This window comes from Streptomyces sp. NPDC054765, assembly GCF_053612065.1.
This window is the reverse complement of the sequence record NZ_JBSHBP010000040.1, coordinates 24,012-45,537: the sequence shown is the minus strand read 5'-3', so window position 1 is coordinate 45,537 and position 21,526 is coordinate 24,012. Positions and strand designations below refer to the sequence as shown.

Genomic DNA, 21,526 nt, shown 5'->3' with positions numbered 1-21,526 from the left:
GTCGGTCACACCGTTCGTGCGGCCCGACGGTACGCGTATACCGCGTAACCGCCGAAGAGTGCCAGCCAGGCCGCCAGCACCGCTACTGTGCCCAGGCCCGGTGCGCCGCCCTGGGTGACGCTCTGGCCGAGTTCGGCGAAGCGGTTGCCGGGCGTCCAGGAGGACAGCGAGCGCAGCCAGCCGGGGAACAGCTCGGCCGGGAACCACAGGCCGCCGATGATCGAGAGCAGCAGCATGCAGCCCGTGTTGACCACACCGGTGGACTGGGCGGAGAGGCGGTAGCCGTTGCCGAGGCCGAGCAGGGTGAAGGGAGCGGTGCCGATCCACAGCAGCCCGGCCAGCGCGGCCCACTGCCAGGCCGGCATCCGGACGTCGTTGACCAGCGCGCCCACCAGCAGCACGGAGGCGATGGCCGGCAGCACCGTCACCGAGCTGGTCAGCCCGCGGCCCACGACCACCCGTACCGGGCTCAGCGGGGTGATCCGCAGCTGCCGCAGCCAGCCCAGCTGTTTGTCCTCGGCGACGCCCGTGCCCGCGCCGATCGCCGCGCCCAGCGCGCCGTACGCGGCCATGCCGACCATCGAGGCGATCTTCCACTCCCTGCCGGCGCCGCCGGGACCCGCGCCGATATTGGTCATCAGCACATACATCAGCACGGGCATCCCGATGCCGAAGAGGACAAAGCCTCTGTCGCGCAGCGTACGGCGCACTTCGAGGCGGATGTAGTCGAGCATCACGCGAGCTCCTTCGCGGACCGGGTGCCGGTGGCGGCGTACGCCGGGGCACGGTGGGCGGCTTCTCCGGAGGTGAGGGTGAGGAAGGCGTCTTCCAGGCCGGCGGGGGTGACCTGCAGCGCGCGGACGAGCCCGAGCCCGGCCAGGGCCACGACCGTTGCGTCGGAGTCCGTGGTCCGCAGCAGTGCGCGGTCGCCGCGCACCTCCACGGCGCTCACGCCGGGCAGTCCGGGCAGCGGCTCGGTCGGCGCGCCCGCGAGGTCGAAGGAGACCAGCGAGCCGCCGGCCCGCCGCTTGATCGCCTCGCCGCTGCCGTCGGCGACCACCCGGCCGCCGTCTATCACCACGATCCGGTCGGCGTGCTCGTCTGCCTCCTCCAGATAGTGGGTGGAGAACAGGATGGTGTTGCCGCGGCGGGCGTAGGCCCGCATCGAGCGCCAGAAGGCGCGGCGCGCCTCGACGTCCAGCGCCGCGGTCGGCTCGTCGAGCACCAGCAGCTCGGGGTTGCCGGCCAGCGCCACGGCGAAGCGGACCCGCTGGGCCTGCCCGCCGGACAGCCGGTCCACCCGCCGTCCGCCGAACTCGCCGAGGCCCGCCAGCTCCAGGACCTCGGTGACCTCCATGGGATGGGGGTACGTGGCGGCGACGAAGGTGATCAGTTCGCGGACGGTGACCCGCGGAATGGCCTTGCCGTCCTGCAGCATGGCGCCCACCCTGCCCGCCCGCACCGCCGTCTCCGGGCTGCCGCCGAACAGCCGTACCGCTCCCGCACTGGGCGGCAGCAGCCCCAGCAGCATGTTGATGGTGGTGGACTTCCCCGCGCCGTTGCGCCCGAGCAGTGCGACCGTCTCGCCCGTCGCGATCTCCAGCTCCAGCCCGTCCACGGCCCGCACCGCGCCGTAACTCCGGGTCACTCCGGAGAATCCCACCGCCGCGGCGCCGCCCTCCGCGTGCGCCGTACTGCCCGGCCTTGTCGTCCGTGCCATGCCCACCCCCGCCTCTCGTTCGATGCCTCTGACATTACGGAGAGTTGCCGAGGCGCGGCAGATGCGAATGTGTGTGATCCGCCCTGACAAATGTCATGGGTGGGCATGAGGTATGTCAGTGCGCCTCGCGTCCTGTGTCATGAGCCGGCACGAGATGCGTAGCGGGCTGACGGCATCCGCCCGCGTCGGAAGTCTCGTTGACCCCCTCGCGCCCTCAACCCCTTGCCCCCGCCGGAGAACGCGTATCGGACTCCGCGTCGGCCCCCGCGTGGGCCCCCGTCTGGGCCCCCGCGTCGGCCTTCGCATCGGCCCCGCAACGGACCCCGCCTCGGCACCTGTGCCGGAAACCCGCCAGGACCCATATCTGACAAAGCGTCAGAGGCCTTCCGGGTGCCGGTCGGATCGGCTATACATGAGAACCGTCGGCTAGAACGCGTTCTAGAAGTGTGACATCTGCTCTGCCGGAGCGCGGCCGCGCCGACCAGAGGCGACCCCGGCGCGGTCGACGGTGCGGACGGCCGGGCCGGGGTCTTCACATCGTGGTGAAGGAGCAAGCAGCCCCATGCCCATCGACGCCGCCAAGGCCACCTCCGCCGAACCGCGGACCACCGAACTCGCCTGGGATCACAAGGACGTCCAGCTCTACCACCTCGGCATCGGCGCCGGCGCGGCCACACCGGAAAAACCCCACCCCGCCACCGACCCGGACGAGCTGCGCTACACCCTGGAAAGCGCACTGCACGTCCTGCCCGCCTTCGCCACCGTCGCGGGCGGCGGGATGGCACTCGCCGGCGGACTCTCCGCCCCGGGCATCGACGTCGACCTCGCCGCGGTCTTGCACGGCGGCCAGACCGTCACCGTGCACCGCGCCGTCCCGGTGAGCGGTCGTGCCACCCAGACCTCGTCCGTCCCCGCCGTGTACGACAAGGGCAAGGCCGCCGTCATCGTGCTGCGCTCCGAAGTCGCCGACGCCGATGGGCCGTTGTGGACCTGCGACACCCAGATCTTCGTCCGCGGCGAGGGCGGCTTCGGCGGTGACCGCGGCCCCTCCGCCCGCCTCGAACTCCCCGACCGGGCCCCCGATCTGCGCACCGAACGCCACATCCGCGAGGACCAGGCGCTGCTCTACCGCCTCTCCGGCGACTGGAACCCGCTGCATGCCGACCCCGGGTTCGCCAAACTCGCCGGGTTCGACCGGCCGATTCTGCACGGGCTGTGCACCTACGGGGTCACGCTCAAGGCCGTGGTCGACACGCTGCTCGGCGGTGAGGTGGCCCGCGTGCGGTCGTACACGACCCGCTTTGCCGGGGTGGTCTTCCCGGGGGAGACGCTGCGCATCCGTCTGTGGCGGGAGCCCGGCCGGATCCAGGTGTCGGTCACCGCCGCCGACCGGGACGACGCGCCCGTACTGGCGGACACGGTGGTGGAACACAACTAGGGCCGACCGGCCCGGACGGGGGGATTGCCGTCCCGACAGGGGGATTGCCGTCCGGCCGGGGCGGATTGCCGTCCCGGCGGGGCGGATCGCCGTACGTACGAGAGGAGTCGTGACATGCGCGCAGCCGTACAGCACGAGACGGGGCAGGACAAGCTCGAAGTCCTCGACGACATCGAGGCGGTGGGCTTCGGCCCCGGCAAGGTCAGGATCCGGATCCGGACGACCGGACTGTGCCACTCCGACCTCTCGGCGATGAACGGGGTGCTGCCGCAGCCCGCCCCCTTCGTCCCCGGGCACGAGGGCGCCGGGGAGATCCTCGACGTCGGTGACGGCGTCACCGGGCTCGCCCAGGGCGACCGCGTCCTGATGTGCTGGCTGCCCGCCTGCGGCAGCTGCCCGTCCTGCAAGCGCGGCCAGACCCATCTGTGCCTGGCCGGATTCATGAATGCCGGCACACCCAACTTCCGGCGTCCCGGCGGGGATGTCTTCGGCTTCGCCGGCACCGGCACCTTCGCCGAGGAGGTCGTGGTCGCCGCCAACTGCGCGGTCCCGATCCCGGATGACGTCCCCTACGAGATCGCCGCGCTCATCGGCTGCGGGGTCACCACCGGGCTCGGCGCGGCCCTCAATACGGCGAAGGTGGAGGCCGCGTCCTCGGTCGCGGTGATCGGCTGCGGCGGCGTCGGCATCTCCACCATCCAGGGGGCGAAGGCCTGCGGTGCGGCCCAGATCGTCGCCGTCGACCCGGTACCCGCCCGCCGGGAGGCCGCGCTGCGCTTCGGCGCGACCGAAGCCGTCGCCCCGGAGGGGTTCGCCGACGCCAAGGCCCGGATCACCGCGGGGGAGGGCTTCGACTACGTCTTCGAGGTGGTCGGCAAGTCCGCCACCACCCGCACCGCCTACGAGATGACCCGGCGCGGCGGCACGCTGTGTGTGGTCGGCGCGGGGGCCATGGACGACACCTTCCAGGTCAATATGTTCGAGCTGTTCTTCGACGAGAAGCGCATCCTGCCGTCCCTGTACGGCGGGGCGGATGTGCTGCGCTCCTACGAGCGGGCCATCGCCCTGTGGCGGGCCGGCCGGATCGACCTCGAAGGCCTGATCACCCATCGTGTCCAGCTCGCCGAGGTCAACGACGCGCTCGACCAGATGCGTTCCGGCACCTCGCTGCGCACCTGCATAGAGATCTGACGCCCAAGCCCCAAGCCCCGAGCGCCGCCGCCGCGCTGCACTGCAGGTGCGCCCACTGCGCCCACCACACTCCACCGCACCAACCGCACCAACCGCACCGCACGGCGCCCACCGCGCTCCACCGCACGGCATCGCGTTCCCGGACGACTGGAGAGGACAGGAATGGCACAGCCACTGGAGGGCCTGACCGCGATCGTCACCGGCGCCGGCCGCGGCCTGGGCCGCGTCGAAGCCCTTGAACTCGCCCGCCTCGGCGCATCCGTCGTGGTCAACGACTACGGGCAACCGGGCCGCGACGGCTCGGGCCAGGCCTCGGCGGCGCCTGCCGAGGACGTCGCCGCCGAGATCCGTGCGGCGGGCGGCCGGGCGGTCACCCACCTCGGTGACGTCGCCGACCACGAACAGGCCCGCGCACTCGTGCAACTGGCGGTCGAGACCTACGGAAGGCTCGACATCCTGGTCAACAACGCGGGCATCCTGCGCGACCGGATGGTGTTCTCGATGACCGAGGACGAATGGGACTCGGTGATCCGCGTCCACCTCAAGGGTCACTTCAACACCACCCACTTCGCCGCGGCCCACTGGCGCGAGCGCGCCAAGGCGGCCGGCGGTCCGGTCCACGGCCGGATCATCAACACCTCCTCCGAGGCGTTCCTCGCGGGCTCGGCGGGGCAGCCCAACTACGCCGCGGCCAAGGGCGGCATCGTCGGCCTGACCACCTCCACGGCGCTGGCGCTGGGCAAATACGGGGTGACCGCCAATGCGATCTGCCCGCGCGCCCGCACCCGTATGACCGAGGACGTCTTCGCCGGCCTTCCCGCCCGTCCGGGAGGCCAGGAGTCCGGGGAGGGCGGGCTCGATGTGCTCGCGCCCGAACATGTCGCGCCGCTCGTCGGCTATCTCGCCTCGCCGGCCGCGGCCCGGGTCAACGGCCAGCTGCTGGTCGTGCACGGCGGTATGGTCGCGATCGCCGAACGCCCGCGGATCGCCGCCAAGTTCGACACCACAAAGGACCTCTTCAGCTTCGAGGAGCTGGATGAACTGCTGACGCCGTACTACGCACAGCGCCCGCCGAACGAGACCTTCGCGGCGGCCGAGGTGCTGGCCCTCAAACACGGCTGACGGCTCCCCGGGGCCACACACCACGGCCGTGGCCGCCGCCCGCGAGAAGCGGTGCGGTGGCCACGGCCGTGGTGTCGTGCCCGGCGGTCAGGACCCGCCGGACCCTTACGCGTCCTGAGTCTGCTTGTCCCGGCGGTGCCGGCCATGGGCGGTGGAGTCGGACTCCTCCGCGGCGGCCGGGCCACGGTGCTTGCCGGAGCTTGCGGCCGCGGCGGCCTGGGCGGATGCCTCCTGGGGGCGCGCCTGGGTCGTGTCGGTTCGGGCTTCGGACATGAAAAGAGTCACTCCGTCAGATCGCTTACAGCTGTACGCGTCGGGACCTCGCCCGACGGCAGCCAAGGCTGATCCCGAGCGGCACCATCGGTGGCCGGTCAACCGGCTGCGTAGCCCCCGCCCGAAATTCTAACGGGGCCGGAAATCACGCTCCACCGGGTCTACCGGGCCGCCTGGGGCGCCTGCTGCAAGGGCACTGGCCTGCACATTCGGAGATGCACAGGAACGTGCCGCGGTTCCGTGTCCAAAAACTGCGGTTGTGTAGATGCTGTGGAGTGGTTGTCGATATCCCCTGAATCCAGGGCAATCCCCCCACCCTTCCCTCCGCCCTTCCCGGCGGCCGCCCCGGAAGGCCCGTCCGGCGCAGGCTGCCCCGGCACCGGCTGCCCCGGCACCGGCTGCCCCGGCACCGGCTGGTCCACCGGCCGCATCGCCTCCACCGGCCGCATCGCCTCCACGGGTACCACCGGCCCCACCGGCTCCACCGATACGGCCATCCGTACCACCCCGCACGGCTCCGCCCCCGTCGCGTACGGCAGCAGCAGTTCGCCGGCCGCCGTCCACAGCCCGGCGCCCGTCAGCCACCCCTCCGGCGCAGGGAAGTGCCGCACCTGCCGCTCGGAGGGCCGCCAGACACCCAGCCACGTACCGTTCGCCGCCTCCCGCCGGAACGCCACCGCGCAGCTCTCCGGCGCCGGCATCTGTCCCGGCTGCACCGCGAACGGTGTGAGCGTGCCTTCCGCGGGCCGCAGGCACTCCGGGAAGCGCACCGGCAGGCTGCTGCCCAGTACACCCCAGCCCAGCCGGTCGTGCCCCGGGGCATCGGACCGTACGAGCAGCAGGCCGCTGTCCGGATCGGCGAGCAGCAGCCGGTCGTTGCTCTCCTCGGTGATCTGCAGCAGCAGGCGGGTCTCGCCGCCCCGCTCCAGATCGACCACCACGGTCTTCGTCCGGCCGTCCAGCTGCCGGTCCAGCGCCAGCAGCCGGCCGCCGCGGTCCAGCCAGACGCCGCCCGTACAGCGCCCCGGGATCCGGACGACCCGCTCGGGGCCGCACGCACCGCCGTGCAGCAGCCACAGGGTGGTCGTGCGCACCCCGGGCGCCAGGGCGTAGCCGCGCGCCCCTCCCGGCGTGGGCGGCAGCAGGGCCAGTTCGGGGGCCGGTACGGCGCCCAGCAGGAGTTCGCCGGTGCCGGGGCCCGCGGGGTAGAGCAGGGAGACGGTGAAGCGGTCGGCGACCCGGCGCAGGATCAGCACCCGTCCGTCCGCGAGGGGCAGCAGCGCGCTGTCCGGCTCCTCGGGCTGGTTGCCCTGCAGCGGCACGGTGTACGGCTCGGGGCCGCCCAGCGTCCAGCGCTCGGGAAACCAGTTCCCGGCGGCGTCGTCGTGCCGGGCGAGCCGGGCGGCGTACGAGCCGTCGGCGGCGATCGTCAGCGCCGGGCGGTGCGAGCCGGCCGGCGCCGTGGTGTCCTCAGTGGCGCAGATCGTCATCGATGGGTCACCTCCAGTCGGCAACCGAAGGTAGTTTTCGCACGTCCGGCCGATCGGCGGGACGTGCCGCACTTCACGCATAAGGGTGGCAGTTGTCCGGTTCGCCGGTGCCCGGCGAGGTGGTTGTGCTTCAGATTTCAAGCATGGGTGGGCGGCAGAAGGGCAGGGGGCGGGGGAGACGACCCGAGTGCCCCGCGTCATGTCACAGCTGGGAGGTAACCTTCCACCCGTGCCCGTACTGTCTGAAGTCCTCACCGCGCTCGACGCCCTGTGGCCCCCCGAGCGGGCCGAAGGGTGGGACGCCGTCGGCACGGTCTGCGGAGATCCCGGCGCCGAGGTCCGCCGGGTGCTGTTCGCCGTCGACCCGGTCCAGGAGATCGTCGACGAGGCGGTGAAGCTCGGCGCCGACCTTCTCGTCACCCATCACCCGCTCTATCTGCGCGGTACGACGACGGTCGCGGCCTCGACCTTCAAGGGCAAGGTCGTGCACACCCTCATCAAGCACGACATCGCCCTGCATGTCGCGCACACCAACGCGGATACCGCCGACCCCGGTGTCTCCGACGCCCTGGCCGGCGCCCTGGACCTGCGTATCGTCGGCCCGCTGGTCCCGGATCCGGGTGATCCGGCGGGCCGCCGGGGCCTGGGCCGGATCTGCGAGCTGCCGCATCCGATGACGCTCGCCGATCTCGCGTCGTACGCGGCCGAGCGGCTGCCCGCCACCGCGCAGGGCATCCGGGCGGCCGGCGACCCGGACCGCGAGATCCGGACCCTCGCCGTCTCCGGGGGCTCCGGCGACAGTCTCTTCGACGACGTACGGGCGGCCGGTGTGGAGGCGTTCCTCACCGCCGACCTGCGCCATCACCCGGCCTCCGAGGCCACCCAGACCGCAGGGAACGGCCCCCTGGCGCTGCTCGACGCCGCCCACTGGGCCACCGAATGGCCGTGGTGCGAGCAGGCCGCGGCACAGCTCGACGCGGTCTCCGACCGGCACGACTGGGGACTGCGTACGCATGTCTCCCGTACGGTCACCGACCCCTGGACCGCCCACGCGGCGTCCACCCCCGTCTTCACCCCGACCCACACCCCAGGAGCCCCACGCTGAACGCCGCGCCCGCCGACCAGATCCGCCTCCTCGACGTCCAGGCCCTGGACGTGAGGCTCACCCAGCTCGCCCACCGGCGCAACAACCTGCCCGAGCTGGCCGAGCTGCAGACCCTGGAGGCCGACCTCATCCAGCAGCGCGACCTGCTCGTCGCCGCGCAGACCGAGGAGAGCGACACCAGCCGCGAGCAGACCAAGGCCGAGCAGGACGTGGACCAGGTGCGCCAGCGCGCCGCCCGCGACCAGAAGCGCCTGGACTCCGGCGCCGTCACCTCCCCCAAGGACCTGGAGAACCTCCAGCGCGAACTGACCTCGCTGGCCAAGCGCCAGGGCGCCCTGGAAGACGTCGTCCTGGAGGTCATGGAGCGCCGCGAGAGTGCCCAGGAGCGGGTCACCGAGCTGACCGGCCGGGTCGAGGCCATCCAGGCCAAGGTCGACGACGCCGCCACGCGCCGGGACGCCGCCTTCGCCGAGATCGACGCCGAGCGCGCCACTGCCGCCAAGGAGCGGGAGCTGACCGTCGCCGACATCCCGGCCGGCCTGCTGGCGCTCTACGACAAGATCCGCACGAAGGAGGGCGGCGTCGGCGCGGCCCGGCTTTACCAGCGCCGTTGCGAGGGCTGCCGGCTGGAGCTGAACATCACCGAGGTCAACGATGTGCGGGCGGCCGCCGCGGACGCCGTGCTGCGCTGCGAGAACTGCACCCGCATCCTGGTCCGTACGCCCGACTCGGGTCTGTAGGCCGTGGCGCGCACGCTGACCGTCGAGGCGGACGGCGGCTCCCGGGGCAACCCGGGGCCGGCCGGCTACGGCGCGGTCGTCCTCGACCCGGAGACGGGCGAGGCGCTGGCCGAGGCCGCCGAGTTCATCGGCACCGCGACCAACAACGTGGCCGAGTACAAGGGCTTGGTGGCCGGTCTGCGGGCGGCGCACGCGATCGCCCCGGAGGCCCGTATCCGGGTGCGGATGGACTCCAAGCTCGTCGTCGAGCAGATGTCCGGCCGCTGGAAGATCAAGCACCCGGACATGAAGCCGCTGGCCGCCGAGGCCGCGTCGGTCTTCCCGCCCGACCGGGTCACCTACGAGTGGATCCCCCGCGCGCAGAACAAGCACGCGGACCGGCTCGCCAACGAGGCGATGGACGCCGGCAAGGCCGGCAGGCAGTGGGAGCCGCGCGATTCCCGCGCGGCGCTCACCGCCGCGGCGCCCGCCCGCAGCGCCGCGGCACGGGCTGCCGACGAGGCCGTGGCAACGGCGGAGGACGCCGGATCGTCGAGCGCCCCGTCGGTCGGCTGGGGCCCGGCCGATCTCGGCACACCCGCGACCTTCGTCCTGCTGCGGCACGGCGAGACCCCGCTGACGCCCGAGAAGCGGTTCTCCGGGAGCGGCGGCACCGACCCCGGACTCTCCGCCGCCGGGCGCCGCCAGGCCGAGGCGACCGCCGCCGCGCTCGCCGCCCGCGGCACGGTCCAGGCCGTCGTCAGCTCACCGCTGCGGCGCTGCCGGGAGACCGCCGGGGCGGTCGCCGAGCGGCTCGGTCTGGAGGTCCGTATCGAGGAGGGCCTGCGCGAGACCGACTTCGGGGCATGGGAGGGGCTGACCTTCGCCGAGGTGCGCGAGCGCCACCCCGACGACCTCGATGCCTGGCTCGGCTCCGCCAAGGTGGCGCCCACCGGAGGCGGCGAGTCCTTCGCGACGGTCGCCCGCCGGGTCGCCGTCGCCCGTGACAAGCTCCTCGCCCGGTACGCGGGCAGGACCGTCCTGCTGGTCACGCATGTCACCCCCGTCAAGACGCTGGTCCGGCTGGCACTGGGCGCCCCGCCGGAGTCGCTGTTCCGGATGGAGCTGTCCGCGGCGTCGCTCTCCGTCGTCGCGTACTACTCCGACGGCAACGCCTCGCTGCGCCTGCTGAACGACACCTCGCACCTGCGCTGACGCCACCTCGCGGCGGCGGGGGCGGGGGCGGGTGTCGTCGGGCAGGTGGTGCGGCGCGTACGACCCGGATGGCGCGCACGACCCGGACGGCGCGCGTACGGCGTGCCGGTGCGCCGTACGCAGGCCGCTTCGTACGGCGTCCCCGTACACCGCGCGGCCACGTACGGGAAAGGGCCCGGCACCTCGGATCACCGCGAGGTGCCGGGCCCCTCGCGCGACCGGGCCTCAGGCCGCCAACGCCGCTGCCTCCTGGGCGAGTCGGCGCACCCGGGTCCAGTCCTTGTCGGCCAGCGCCTCGGCCGGCAGCATCCAAGTGCCGCCGACGCAGCCGACGTTCGGCAGCGCCAGATAGGCGGGCGCCGAGGCCGAACCGATCCCGCCGGTCGGGCAGAAACGGGCCTGCGGCAGCGGCGCGGCCAGCGACGCGAGATAGCCGGTGCCGCCCGCCGCCTCGGCCGGGAAGAACTTCATCTCGGTGAGGCCCTCGTCCAGCAGGGTCACCACCTCCGAGGCCGTCGAGACCCCCGGCAGGAACGGCACCCCGGAGTCCTTCATCGCACCCAGCAGCCGCGGCGACCACCCCGGGCTCACCAGGAAGCGGGAGCCGGCCGTCAGGGCCGCCTCGACCTGGCCGGGAGTGAGCAGGGTGCCCGCGCCGATCACCGCTTCGGGGACCTCGTCGGCGACGGCCCGGATCGCGTCCAGCGCGGCCGGCGTCCGCAGGGTCACCTCGATCGCGGGCAGCCCGCCCGCGACCAGCGCCCGCGCGAGCGGTACGGCGTCGGCCGGGTCGTGCAGCACGACGACCGGGATGACGGGGGCCAGCCCGAGAACCGAGGACGGGGATCCGGCGGGCGCGGGGGAGGAGGCGGCGCGAGTCACGCCGCCCATACTGCGCCGCCCACCCACTCTCCGCAACGAACGTTGCGCATGCTGCAACGTCAGCCAGGGTGGGCGCTCTTACAGCTCCGTCACGATCACATCGACGGCCCAGGCCTTGCCGCTCTTCGCCGCAGGCTCCACCTCCACCGCATACCCCAGCCCCCGCAGCGCCTCCACCAGCTCCGCCGGGCCCGTCGGCGCCGGCCCCGCCGACAGCAGATCCCGCACCAGCCGTCCCTTGGTCGCCTTGTTGAAGTGGCTGACCACCGTCCGCTTCTCCACCCCGGCCACGGTCTTCGACTGCAGCACCCGCACCGTCGCCGTACGCCCGGCCACCTCGCCCTTGGGCTTCCAGGCCGTCGCATACGCCGCCGACCGCAGATCGAGCACCAGGCCCTCCCCGGCGACCGCGGGCATCACCTCGGCCATCGGCGCCCGCCAGTACGCGCCCAGCGCGCCGAGCCCCGGCAGCTTCACGCCCATCGAGCAGCGGTAGGAAGGGATCCGGTCGCCGATCCTTACGGCGCCCCACAGTCCCGAGAACACCAGCAGCGACCGCTCGGCCCGCTTCCGCGCCGCCGTGTCCAGGGACGCCAGGCCGAGCGCGTCATAGAGCACTCCGGTGTAGATCTCTCCGGCCGGCCGTGTCCCGGCGGTCCGCAGCCCCGCGTTCTTGGCGATCTCGCCCTTGAGGCCCTCGCTGAGCCCGAGCACCTCTCGGGCCTTGGTCTCGTCCGCGGCGCACAGCCCGACCAGCTCCTCCAGCACCGCTTCACGCGAGGCGGCCAGCCCCGGCAGCGACAGCGCACCGAGGTCCAGCGGCGCCCCGGCCGCGGCCCGTCGCCCACCCCGGCCGGAGGCGCTTTGCGCCGCCCCCACGGGACCGGCCTTCCCTTCGGACGGCGGCAACAGCACGAGCACGGTGATTCTCCTTCACGGCGGTACGGGCGGGATGCGGCCCCGGGAAAGCGTATGGCCTGCGGCGGGCGGACAAGGAACCCGCGGGGCGCCGGGGGCGACGGAGAACGCGCGGGGCGCCGGGCGGGCGGCGAACCCGTGAGGCGTCGGGTGAACGGAGAGCCGGCGGGGCGCCGGGCGGGCGGCGAACCCATGAGCCACCGGCCGGGCCCGGGGCCGGCGTGCCCCTACGCCGCGCCGGGAGCCGCCGACCGCCATAGGCTCGATGGCATGCCCCGTCTTCACCTGCACGTGACCGACGCAGCCGAGGCCCCGCTGCGGGTCGCGCTGCGCGAGCTGCGCGGAAAGCTGGAGATCCCGGACCACTTCCCGCCCACGGCCCAGGCCGAGGCGGAGAGCGCCGCCCGCGCCCCGAGGATTCCGGCGGCCGACGGCGCGGTGGCGACCGAGCACACCCTGGAGGACGCCACCGACCTCCCCCTCTTCACCCTCGACCCGCCCGGCTCTCTCGACCTCGACCAGGCCATGTTCCTGTCCCGGCGCCCCGGCGGCTACCGCGTCCACTACGCCATCGCCGATGCCGCCTCCTTCGTGACCCCCGGCGGTGCCCTGGACGCCGAGGCGCACCACCGCGTGACCACCCTCTACTTCCCCGACGTGCGGGTTCCGCTGTACCCGCACGTGCTGAGCGAGGGCGCCGCCAGCCTGCTGCCCGACCGGGACCGCCCGGCCGTGCTGTGGCAGCTCGACCTCGACGCGGACGGGGCCCTGGCCGCCGCCTCCGTGCGCCGCGCCCTGGTCCGCTCCCGCGCCAAGCTGGACTACGCGGGCGTTCAACGGATCCTCGACGACCGGACGGCCGAGGAGCCGCTCGCCCTGCTCCGCGAGATCGGACTGCTGCGGGAGGAGCTGGAGGTCGCCCGGGGCGCGATATCCCTGAACGTCCCCGAGCAGGAGATCGTCGAACAGGACGGCTGCTACACCCTCGAATACCGCGCCCCGCTCCCGGCCTACGGCTGGAACGCACAGATCTCCCTGCTCACCGGCATGGCCGCGGCCGAGCTGATGCTCGCCTCCGGCACCGGCATCCTCCGTACGCTGCCCTCCCCCAAGCTCTCGACTTCTCCTTCACCGCAGGGGGGAACCCCCTCCCGGCGCGGCTCGGTCGCCCGGCTCCGGCTGACCGCCCGCGCGCTCGGCGTCGACTGGCCCCACCACACCTCGTATGCGGCCCTGATCCGCACCCTCGACCCGCGGCGCCCCGCCCACGCCGCCTTCCTCCAGGAGTGCACCGCCCTGCTGCGCGGCGCCGGCTACCTCACCTTCGACGGCACCGCGCCCCAGCACTCCGAGGCGCTGCACGCCGCGGTCGCCGCCCCGTACGCACACGCCACCGCGCCGCTGCGCCGGCTGGCCGACCGCTACACCTCCGAGCTGTGTCTCGCCGCCTCCGCCGGCGTCGAACCGGCCGACTGGGTCCGCAGCGCGCTGCCCGCCCTGTCCCGCGAGATGGAGACCGGCACCCAGCGCGCCAACCAGGTCGAGCGGGCCTGCGTCGACCTCATCGAGGCGGCGCTGCTGCGCGACCGGGTCGGCGAGATCTTCGAGGCCCTGGTCGTCGAGATCCAGGAGAAGGATCCCACCCACGGCACCGTCCACCTCTACGACCCGGCCGTCATCGGCACCGTCGAAGCCACCCCGGAAGGCCCCGCGCTGCCCCTCGGCCACCGCATCCCGGTCCGTCTCACCGAAGCCGAACCGGGCCACCATCCGGTCCGCTTCACCCCCGCCTGACCGCGCTCCCGCCCGTCTCCGGCGCCGCGCTCCCGTCCGCCGCCGGCCGCGCCCGCAGGGCCGCCACCGCCGCCCGCGCATCGTCGGCATGGAACCGCACCGTACGCACCGTCTCCCGCCGCCCCAACAGCCGGACGGCCAGGACCGGTTCGGACAGTTCGACGGTGACGGAGGTCTGGCCGCCGACCGTCAGCTCCATCACCTCGTTGCCGTCCTTCTGCGGCTCCCGGACGAACCGGAGGTCGTAGCGGACGGCGGCGATCCGCTCCAGCGGAATCCGTATCTCCCGGCCCGCGCCGTGCCGCAGCCACAGCGTGTCCGCCCCCAGCACATGCGGCCGGGTGACCGCCGCCGCCTGGAATCCCAGTATCACCAGCACCGTGTAGACGTCGACGGCCAGCATCACCGCGTGCGCCACCGGATGGTCCGCGAGCAGCACCCCGACCCCCACGCTCTCCACCACGCTCACGAACGTCAGCCCGTACACGAGCGCCGCCTGCACCCCCGCGTACCCCAGGGCCCGTTCGCCCGGCGCCACCCCGATCCGCCGCCGCGCCACCCACCAGCCCAGGCTGATCAGCCACCGCGCCTCGTAGGCGGCCAGCCGGCGCAGCGCCGTCCGCCGGCTCACCGCGCACGCTCCGCGAGCAGCTGGACCGCCCGGTGCACGGCCTGGGCCTGCGCGGGCGCAAAGTCCGCGTAGTACGCGGCCATGAGGCCCCGCTCCGCCGCCGCGAAGCCACCGTCCGCCGCCATGAAGCCGCCGTCCGCCGCCGCGCCCGTCCCGGCCGCCCGTGCCCAGTGCTCCCCGCCGACCTCGGCGATCACCGTGTCCGGAATGCAGTCGGCGAGTGCCTGTGCGGCGTGTTCCACCCGCGGATCGTCCGCCGCCGCCTCCGCCAAGGCGTCGAACAGCCCGTACACCTCGTACGCCCGCTCCATCGCGCCCGGCGCCGCGGTCACCTCCCCGAGCAGCTCCAGCATCCGCTTGCTCCCTCCCGCTCCCCCCGCCGACTCGATCAGGGCCAGCGCCTCCCGCTCCTTCGCCGCCATCGCGGGCTCCGGACCGGGGTGCGCGGCCGAGGTGCGCGCCATCTCCGCGAAGAGCGCCGCCAGTTCGTCCGACACGGGGCCCTCCGCCGGCAGCCCGCCGTGCTCCTCCGCCTGCCGCCGCACCGCCGCCAGCCGGGCCCGCCGAACCCGGATCTCCTCCTCCTGGCGGGCCAGATCCGCGTCCAGCCCGTCCAGCACCTCGTGCAGCTCGCGCCCGGCGTCATCGGCGAGCACGTCCCGCACCTCGTCCAGCCCGAGCCCCAGTTCCGTCAGCCGGCGCACGCGCGCGAGCGCGACCGCGTCCCGCAGCCCGTACTCCCGGTAGCCGTTGGCCCGGCGTTCCGGCTCGGGCAGCAGTCCGAGATGGTGGTAGTGGCGTACGGCACGGGTGCTGACGCCGATCAGACCTGCAAGCTCACCGATCCTCATACGTCCAGTACAAACGTTGCCGCTACGACAAGGTCAAGACCGGGGGCCGGCAGGGTCCTGGGCGCCGGCAGGGTCCTGGGCGCCGGCCGGGTCCTGGGCACCGGGTGGGCGCGGGGGACGGGTGGGCGCGGGGGACGGGCGGGACCCGGGACAGCCCGGCGAGGGCCGGTGTCCCCTACGGGTAGCATGGTCGCCACGGCGGACGAGCCGGCCGGACGGCCGCGTGGGGATCACTGATCCCCCCGAGGAACGTCCGGGCTCCACAGGGCAAGGTGGTGGGTAACGCCCACCCGGGGTGACCCGCGGGACAGTGCCACAGAAAGCAAACCGCCCGGACCGCAAGGTCCGGGTAAGGGTGAAACGGTGGTGTAAGAGACCACCAGCCTCCGAGGTGACTCGGAGGGCTAGGTAAACCCCACCTGGAGCAAGGTCAAGAGGAGGCATCGGCTGATGCCTCTGCGCGGACGACCGAGGGCTGCCCGCCCGAGTCCGCGGGTAGACCGCACGAGGCTGCCGGCAACGGCAGCCCTAGATGGATGGCCGTCTCCCCCCGGCCCGCAAGGACCGGGGGCGACAGAACCCGGCGTACAGGCCGACTCGTCCGCCCCTACCTGGGACTTTGCCTCGGAAAGGGCCTCTGACCTGCGTCGGAGGCCCTTTCCGGTCTTTCGGAGCCTTACCTGTTCAGGCGGCAGAAAGTCCCCGGAAAGTCCCCCTGACAGAGTGGAAGTCCCCGGAAAGTCCCCGGGGTGGGCTGCCTGGCGAGACCTCTGAACAGGCGATTCGACGTATGGCGCCACGAGGGAAGGCACTGATCGCCGGGATGCTGGATCACCGGACGGCTGCCGGTCACGTCGCACGTCACACGCCGTGGGACACGGACGAACACCGGTTGACGAACCGGCGTGCACCGGAACACCGAAACCGCGAGGAGGAGGTGCTCGCCTGTCAGGACACTGGCCTCACCGCACACCACCACACCGTGCATACCGGCACCGGCGACCCGGGCATCCCCGTCACGACCCGGCTCGACTACTGACAAGGAGACCCTCTGGCCGACGTCCAGGAACTCGTGCTGCCTGTGCCGACCATCGGGGCACTCGACCGTGGAAAGTGGCGCAGGACCTCGTGGACCGGGTCCTGCTCCAGCTCCCCCCCGCCTGTGCCCGGCCACGCGATGACCGCCCGGCGTACGGGCCCCAGTTCAGGAGCACCGGCCGCCCCCGGACCTTTATAGCTCCCCGCTCCGGGCCGGCCGGGGAGCCCGGACGCCCCGAACTCCCCGGCCGGACGTACTGCGGGTGCTTACGGAACGAGGAGATAGAAGGGCTTGTAGTCCCCGCCCTTCTCCCAGTTGGTGGTGATGATGAGGATGGTGTCAGTCTTGTTGCCGCACTCAGAGGCGGGGTTGGAGTCGATGTAGATCTGACCCGGGTATCCGCCGCGGGCCATGGTGGCGACCGGGGTGAGTTCGGATACGTTCAGACGGGGATTGTCGAGCTGGACGCAGAAGCGGCCCGCGGTCGAGCCCCGGGTGACCGACTTGATGCCCTTGTCCCGGTCGACGGTGCCGTCAGCGTTGATCAGGCCGGACGCCTGGGCGTACGGGGCGGTCACCGTTTTTGCGCCCGGAGCCGCGGCATCACGGAAAGTAGCCTCACAGTCAGGCTAATTGGCGGGTTACCAGTTCAAACTAACCGAACGAGGGAAACGAAGCCGACCCCGAGCACACAACGAGCCTTGACGCTGCACTGCGCGCCGGTCCGGTCGGACTGCTGGCGTTACGAGGCGCCGACGCTGGTGACGCGGCCGGCTCCGGTGCCCCCTGAGAGGGGCGAGGAAATGGCGGTCGGCGGGATTCCGCCGTTTCGCTCGCGATGCGGACCCCGCAAGCCAGGACACTGCCTTGCCTTCGACGGCGCAGCTGCGGCCCTCACCACCCACCGTCACCTCCCCAAATCCAACGAACTCTCATTCAGGCCGAATGTTTCGAGAGCTGCCGGGAGCGGCAGATGAACGGAATGATTGCTTCAGGTGATGGCGTGAGTCCCACGAAGGATCGGAGTCCCCTTGCGGCCTATGGGGCAGAGAATCCGCTCGGAGATCGCGGGAATGGGTGGTTCGCCCCTGGCGCGGGGGGACTCAGGAGGCTGGTGTGGATGTCGGTGCGGGAGTGTGTAATTCCGCTTAGTGGTCTACGCAGAAACGCGTTCGAATCCAGACGGGAACGGTCACTCTGTAATCGCAATGGCCAGAATGTGACTTTATACTGCCTTTGCCGACTGTAAAGATCGTCAGCGTTCATCGCCCGTCGGCCCCTGTCGGCGGGTGTCTGCACGACAACGGGAGACGTTCATGAAGAGAGCCGGCAGATTAGTGTCACGGGCAGCTGTGGTGGTCGCGGGGGTTGCCATAGCAGCAGGGTCCACCACCGCCTTCGCGGACATGGACCGGTACACGTCTGGTGCGCATTCGTGGCGTACGGCGGGCGGGTCTCAGGTCGGCCTGCAGGACACCAAGGGAGACGGCAACTCCGTAAAGGCTGAGTACAACCGCAACAACCCGAGCACTGAGTTGTACACACTGTGGAATCACAGTGGGCAGGGCACCAAGGTGTACAGCAATCAGGGTGGAACGGTGTGGGACATGCGAGTCTGCACCGAAATCGACAAGTGGCCGGACGACTGCTCCAACTGGTGGAGCGACGACCACTAGGTCATCACGCCCGCTGTGATATCGCGCTGCCCGGGACGCTCTTCGTCCGGGCAGCGCATTGCCGATTCTCTTCTTCTGAAAGGCAGATGGCGTGTCGGATGCGTTGCCCCTTGAAGTCCGCGAGCTGGGATACGAGGTCGGGGGCCGACGCCTGCTCGACGGGCTCGAACTTGCCGTGAGCGCAGGCGAGTCCGTCGCTGTCATGGGCCCTTCAGGGTCCGGGAAAAGCACACTCCTTTCCATCCTTCTGGGGCTCGTTCGCCCTGATGCCGGATCAGTCATGGTCGCTGGACGCGATGTCGTCACTTTGCGAGGCCGCCGCCTGGCAGAGCACCGCAGGAAGCACATGGGGATGGTCTTCCAATTCGGGGAATTGCTGCCCGAACTCTCTCCGGCGGAGAATGTGGCGTTGGCCGCCCTGTTGGACGGAGCGGACCGCGACCGTGCCTATGGCGACAGCCGTAAACTTCTGGATGAACTTGGTGTGCCCGTGACGGACACCGTCACCAGCGAGCTGTCCGGCGGTGAGCGCCAACGGGTGGCCGTGGCACGGGCGCTGATCGGCAGCCCCGCACTGCTCTTGGCGGACGAGCCCACCGGTGCACTTGACGAGGCATCGCGCGACCATGTGGCCGAAACGCTGTTCGCCGTACCCGCCGCACGCGGGTGCGGGCTGCTCGTCGTCACCCACGACCCCGCTGTGGCGAACCGGGCCGACCGGGTCATGCAGCTGGAACAAGGGGCCCTGGCAGGTGCGCGATGAAGCGTGGTCGGATCCACCACATGCTCCGCATCGGCCGGGCAGCCGGGCGGACCGCCGAGGGCGGCCGAGCCCGGTTCTGGGCGCTGTTGGCCGCCACCGCGGTCGTCGCCGTCACGCTCTGCTCGCTGGTCGCGACCGCTGCGACGTGGGAGGGGCGCGAGCAGCGCGGCGCGGCGCGCGTACCCACCCTTGCGGATCACGGCCACCAGGCCTCGGCTCTGTGGAGCCGGTACTGGGACAGCTATCAAGGGCGCCAGTTCACCGTGGTCGTCATCGCTCCCTTGACCGAGGATGCGCCGTTGCCGCCTGGCGTCGCGCGGTGGCCGGCCCCCGGTGAGGTGTTGTTGTCGCCGGCGCTGGCCGAGGGGCCCGCCAGTGAGGATTTCACCCACCGGTATGGCAACAGCGTCGGTACCGTCTCCGCGGAGGGGCTGGCATCACCGGGCGAACGGCTGGCTTACGTGCGTCCCACCACGGCGATGCTGGGCACAGCACGGATGGAGGGGATCACCGGGTACGGAGGCCCCGGACCGGTCTTCGGCGACCTGCGGATCGTCGGCCCCCGGTCGTCCATGATGGCGATCATCGGCGTGCTGCTGGGACTTCCGGCTCTGGGGCTGGCGGCAGCGGCGGCCAGGATGGGCGCTGCGGGAAGGGACCGTCGCGATGCTCTGCTGCACACTCTCGGTGCCGGCCGGGCGGCACGCGCCTGGATGGACATCGGGGCTGCGGTCCGGCCCGTCTGTATCGGGGCTGCTCTCGCTGCCCTGTTCACCGTTCCTTTCCTGCTGGTAGATGTCCAACTGCCGTGGATCGACTACACCCTGTACGCCACGGACCTGCGTCGCGTGGGCGTGACGCTGGCGGCTGCCGTGGCCGTCTCCGCGCTGGGGATGCTCGGACTGATCCTCTTGTTGCGTCCGGCTGCCGCGCGTAAAGGGGCATCGACAAGGCCTCGTGCGGCAGGCAGCGGGCTGCTGCGACTTCTGGCCCTGGGATCCTGTCCCGCCTTTCTTGTCCTGGCTCTGACGTCGCGGTCCTTCGGTGCACAACGATCCGCGGCGGCCTATCTGTTCGCGGTCGTCGGCGTGTGGGTGACGCTTCCCTGGGTGATCGGCTGGGCCGCGTCACGGATCAGTGGCCGGGCCGCGAAGTCGCCTCACCACAGTGGCGCCCCGGCGCGCCTGATCGCCGCCCGCACTACCGCGGCCCGACCTGGCATGGTGGTCCGTCTGGTGGCCGCAATGATCATCGCCATCGGCGTCATCGGCCAGACCCAGATCATCACCAGTCTTCTCTTCGCCCGCTCCGGAGACGAGGAACAGCTGAACTCCGCGCAGGGCCGGAGCATGGCGCTCGTGCAAACGTCGGCAACGCGGCTCACCGACGCCTTCACTGCCGCACTTCCCGAAGGGGCGCACACGGTCGCCATCGGCACGGGGAACATCCAGCCCGACGGTTCCAGCGCCAGCCGTGTCCTCCAAGCGCCGTGCAGCGGCCTCCGTGCCCTACGGCTCCCCTGTCCTCCCGCTGGGCAAGAGGCCAAAGTGCCGTACGGGGAACTCGACAAGCGCCTCAGAGTCTCCGGCTACCAGACGTTCGGCCAGACCCCCGCCGCGGTGCGCACCGGTCCCGTCAGTGCCATCAACCGAGCCGAAGGTCTGCAGGCCGTCGTCTTCACCGACCTCGACAAGCCCATGGATATCCCGGCCGTCAAACGCGCCGCTCACGGGTACCTGAGCGTGAAGGCACTCACCGAGCCGGTGGCGGAAGACGGAGCCAAATCCTTCACCGTCGGCTATCAGTCACGCTGGATTCCCTTCCTCGGCACCATCGGCACGCTCGTTCTGCTCACCGCCATGGCACTCGCCGCCCTCTCGGAATTTCTGCGATTCTCCCAAACGCTGGCCCCACTCACCGTGCTCACCGGACGCAGCCAGGTGTTCCACACGACGGCGTTCTGGTGCCTCGGGGTCCCGCTTCTGGGCGCTGGTGCCGTCGGCGCCTTCGTTCACGTCGTCCTGGTCCAGCCCGTCACCGGAGGAGAAAGCGGAGCAACCCTGTCATGGAACCTCATCACGGCCGTCCTGACAGCAACCGGCCTCCTGGCCGCAGCTGCAACAGCTGCGGGTGGTTCCACAGCCGCACGACGCGCACTGACGTGGCGGCCCCGCGCCGACTGACCGGAACAGCTGCTGACCCTATGAGCGTAGCCACGGTCCTACGACCACCCGCCCATTGCTCACCACGGATTGGACGGATCAGACGGGTGGTGCCGGAGGGAGGCTCCCCCCCGCCGCTCAGCGCCCCGATTGGCGAGCTTTCCATCGAAGCCACGGCCCCTGCGCCGGCAGGGGGCCGGACGAGCGGAGCGGGCGTAGGCGGGTGCGGGGAACGCATGCGTGCAGACAGCCGACCATTCGAGAAGCGGAGAGGGAAGGGCAGGCGGGGGAGAGGCAGCAAGGCATGTCAGACGGGCGCCTGTGACAACACGGTGCCCGTCGAACGTGCCATACCGACCCCCGTGCGGCACCAGATCCGGGCCGGGTTCGCCGACGGGGTCGTGGCGCTCACGCACTCGGCCATCGGCCCGCACGTGGACGAGTACGAACTTCAGCTCGCCCTGGTCGAGGAGAGCGGCGGGTTCGTCGCCGCCGAGAGCGGATTCCCCACCGCCGGTCCCTCAGCTGCCGTGCCGG

General features: G+C 71.9%; 20 protein-coding genes and 1 other RNA gene. 12 read left to right on the top strand and 9 right to left on the bottom strand.

Annotated elements, in window-relative coordinates; all coding sequences use genetic code 11:
• Positions 1–5 precede the first annotated feature (5 nt).
• Positions 6–734: an ABC transporter permease gene (locus tag ACWGJY_RS23995; RefSeq protein WP_453262888.1), complete on the bottom strand. Its 729-nt coding sequence runs from the start codon at positions 732–734 to the stop codon at positions 6–8.
• On the bottom strand, positions 734–1,720 hold the full coding sequence (locus tag ACWGJY_RS23990; RefSeq protein ID WP_453262887.1) for an ABC transporter ATP-binding protein: 987 nt from the start codon (positions 1,718–1,720) through the stop codon (positions 734–736). The genes ACWGJY_RS23995 and ACWGJY_RS23990 overlap by 1 nt, the downstream gene beginning before the upstream one ends.
• 562 nt (positions 1,721–2,282) lie before the next feature.
• Here ACWGJY_RS23990 and ACWGJY_RS23985 point away from each other — a divergent pair.
• The 3 genes from ACWGJY_RS23985 (at position 2,283) to ACWGJY_RS23975 (ending at position 5,471) form a co-directional block, all read left to right on the top strand.
• Positions 2,283–3,158: a MaoC/PaaZ C-terminal domain-containing protein gene (locus tag ACWGJY_RS23985; RefSeq protein ID WP_453262886.1), complete on the top strand. Its 876-nt coding sequence runs from the start codon at positions 2,283–2,285 to the stop codon at positions 3,156–3,158.
• Positions 3,159–3,272: 114 nt separating this feature from the next.
• Positions 3,273–4,349 (top strand): Zn-dependent alcohol dehydrogenase, encoded by a 1,077-nt coding sequence (locus ACWGJY_RS23980; protein WP_453262885.1) that lies wholly within the window; start codon positions 3,273–3,275, stop codon positions 4,347–4,349.
• Between the two features lie 162 nt (positions 4,350–4,511).
• Positions 4,512–5,471 (top strand): 3-oxoacyl-ACP reductase, encoded by a 960-nt coding sequence (locus tag ACWGJY_RS23975; RefSeq protein WP_453262884.1) that lies wholly within the window; start codon positions 4,512–4,514, stop codon positions 5,469–5,471.
• 105 nt (positions 5,472–5,576) lie between these two features.
• On the opposite strand, the gene ACWGJY_RS23970 is transcribed toward ACWGJY_RS23975, so the two are convergent.
• Both ACWGJY_RS23970 and ACWGJY_RS23965 read right to left on the bottom strand, forming a co-directional pair.
• Positions 5,577–5,744 carry a hypothetical protein gene (locus tag ACWGJY_RS23970; RefSeq protein WP_453262883.1) on the bottom strand — a complete coding sequence of 56 codons (168 nt, stop codon included), beginning with the start codon at positions 5,742–5,744 and terminating at the stop codon, positions 5,577–5,579.
• 161 nt (positions 5,745–5,905) lie between these two features.
• Entirely contained in the window at positions 5,906–7,234 is a 1,329-nt protein-coding gene (locus tag ACWGJY_RS23965; protein WP_453262882.1) for a hypothetical protein, read from the bottom strand.
• A 229-nt stretch (positions 7,235–7,463) separates the two neighbouring features.
• Between ACWGJY_RS23965 and ACWGJY_RS23960 the strand changes: the two genes are divergently transcribed.
• From ACWGJY_RS23960 to ACWGJY_RS23950, 3 genes are read left to right on the top strand one after another with little or no spacing between them, the layout of a single operon-like run.
• Complete coding sequence (locus ACWGJY_RS23960; protein ID WP_453262881.1) at positions 7,464–8,339, top strand: Nif3-like dinuclear metal center hexameric protein; 876 nt, start codon at positions 7,464–7,466, stop codon at positions 8,337–8,339.
• Positions 8,336–9,079, top strand: coding sequence for a zinc ribbon domain-containing protein (locus tag ACWGJY_RS23955; RefSeq protein ID WP_453262918.1), 744 nt, complete (start codon positions 8,336–8,338; stop codon positions 9,077–9,079). The genes ACWGJY_RS23960 and ACWGJY_RS23955 overlap by 4 nt, the downstream gene beginning before the upstream one ends.
• Positions 9,080–9,082: 3 nt before the next feature.
• Positions 9,083–10,273, top strand: coding sequence for a bifunctional RNase H/acid phosphatase (locus ACWGJY_RS23950; RefSeq protein ID WP_453262880.1), 1,191 nt, complete (start codon positions 9,083–9,085; stop codon positions 10,271–10,273).
• Positions 10,274–10,498: 225 nt separating this feature from the next.
• On the opposite strand, the gene eda is transcribed toward ACWGJY_RS23950, so the two are convergent.
• Both eda and yaaA read right to left on the bottom strand, forming a co-directional pair.
• Entirely contained in the window at positions 10,499–11,164 is a 666-nt protein-coding gene (gene eda, locus ACWGJY_RS23945; protein ID WP_453262879.1) for a bifunctional 4-hydroxy-2-oxoglutarate aldolase/2-dehydro-3-deoxy-phosphogluconate aldolase, read from the bottom strand.
• A 69-nt stretch (positions 11,165–11,233) separates the two neighbouring features.
• On the bottom strand, positions 11,234–12,076 hold the full coding sequence (gene yaaA / locus ACWGJY_RS23940) for a peroxide stress protein YaaA (protein ID WP_453262878.1): 843 nt from the start codon (positions 12,074–12,076) through the stop codon (positions 11,234–11,236).
• A 267-nt stretch (positions 12,077–12,343) separates the two neighbouring features.
• Between yaaA and ACWGJY_RS23935 the strand changes: the two genes are divergently transcribed.
• Complete coding sequence (locus ACWGJY_RS23935) at positions 12,344–13,867, top strand: RNB domain-containing ribonuclease (RefSeq protein WP_453262877.1); 1,524 nt, start codon at positions 12,344–12,346, stop codon at positions 13,865–13,867.
• Here ACWGJY_RS23935 and ACWGJY_RS23930 read toward each other — a convergent pair.
• On the bottom strand, positions 13,854–14,498 hold the full coding sequence (locus ACWGJY_RS23930; RefSeq protein ID WP_453262876.1) for a hypothetical protein: 645 nt from the start codon (positions 14,496–14,498) through the stop codon (positions 13,854–13,856). The genes ACWGJY_RS23935 and ACWGJY_RS23930 overlap by 14 nt on opposite strands.
• Positions 14,495–15,349, bottom strand: coding sequence for a MerR family transcriptional regulator (locus ACWGJY_RS23925; protein WP_453262875.1), 855 nt, complete (start codon positions 15,347–15,349; stop codon positions 14,495–14,497). The genes ACWGJY_RS23930 and ACWGJY_RS23925 overlap by 4 nt, the downstream gene beginning before the upstream one ends.
• A gap of 203 nt (positions 15,350–15,552) precedes the next feature.
• On the opposite strand from ACWGJY_RS23925, the gene rnpB reads away from it, so the two are divergent.
• Both rnpB and ACWGJY_RS23915 read left to right on the top strand, forming a co-directional pair.
• Positions 15,553–15,953, top strand: an RNA gene (rnpB, locus tag ACWGJY_RS23920) — RNase P RNA component class A.
• A gap of 288 nt (positions 15,954–16,241) precedes the next feature.
• The gene (locus ACWGJY_RS23915; protein ID WP_453262874.1) at positions 16,242–16,388 is read left to right on the top strand and encodes a hypothetical protein; all 147 of its coding nucleotides are present in this window, start codon (positions 16,242–16,244) and stop codon (positions 16,386–16,388) included.
• Between the two features lie 266 nt (positions 16,389–16,654).
• Here ACWGJY_RS23915 and ACWGJY_RS23910 read toward each other — a convergent pair whose 3' ends face one another.
• Positions 16,655–16,966, bottom strand: a complete 312-nt coding sequence (locus ACWGJY_RS23910) for a hypothetical protein (RefSeq protein ID WP_453262873.1) — start codon at positions 16,964–16,966, stop codon at positions 16,655–16,657.
• Positions 16,967–17,704: 738 nt separating this feature from the next.
• Between ACWGJY_RS23910 and ACWGJY_RS23905 the strand changes: the two genes are divergently transcribed.
• The 3 genes from ACWGJY_RS23905 (at position 17,705) to ACWGJY_RS23895 (ending at position 21,010) form a co-directional block, all read left to right on the top strand.
• Positions 17,705–18,064 (top strand): hypothetical protein, encoded by a 360-nt coding sequence (locus ACWGJY_RS23905; RefSeq protein WP_453262872.1) that lies wholly within the window; start codon positions 17,705–17,707, stop codon positions 18,062–18,064.
• 91 nt (positions 18,065–18,155) lie between these two features.
• Positions 18,156–18,827, top strand: a complete 672-nt coding sequence (locus tag ACWGJY_RS23900) for an ABC transporter ATP-binding protein (RefSeq protein ID WP_453262871.1) — start codon at positions 18,156–18,158, stop codon at positions 18,825–18,827.
• The gene (locus tag ACWGJY_RS23895; RefSeq protein ID WP_453262870.1) at positions 18,824–21,010 is read left to right on the top strand and encodes a hypothetical protein; all 2,187 of its coding nucleotides are present in this window, start codon (positions 18,824–18,826) and stop codon (positions 21,008–21,010) included. Before ACWGJY_RS23900 ends, ACWGJY_RS23895 begins: the two co-directional genes overlap by 4 nt.
• Positions 21,011–21,526: the final 516 nt, after the last annotated feature.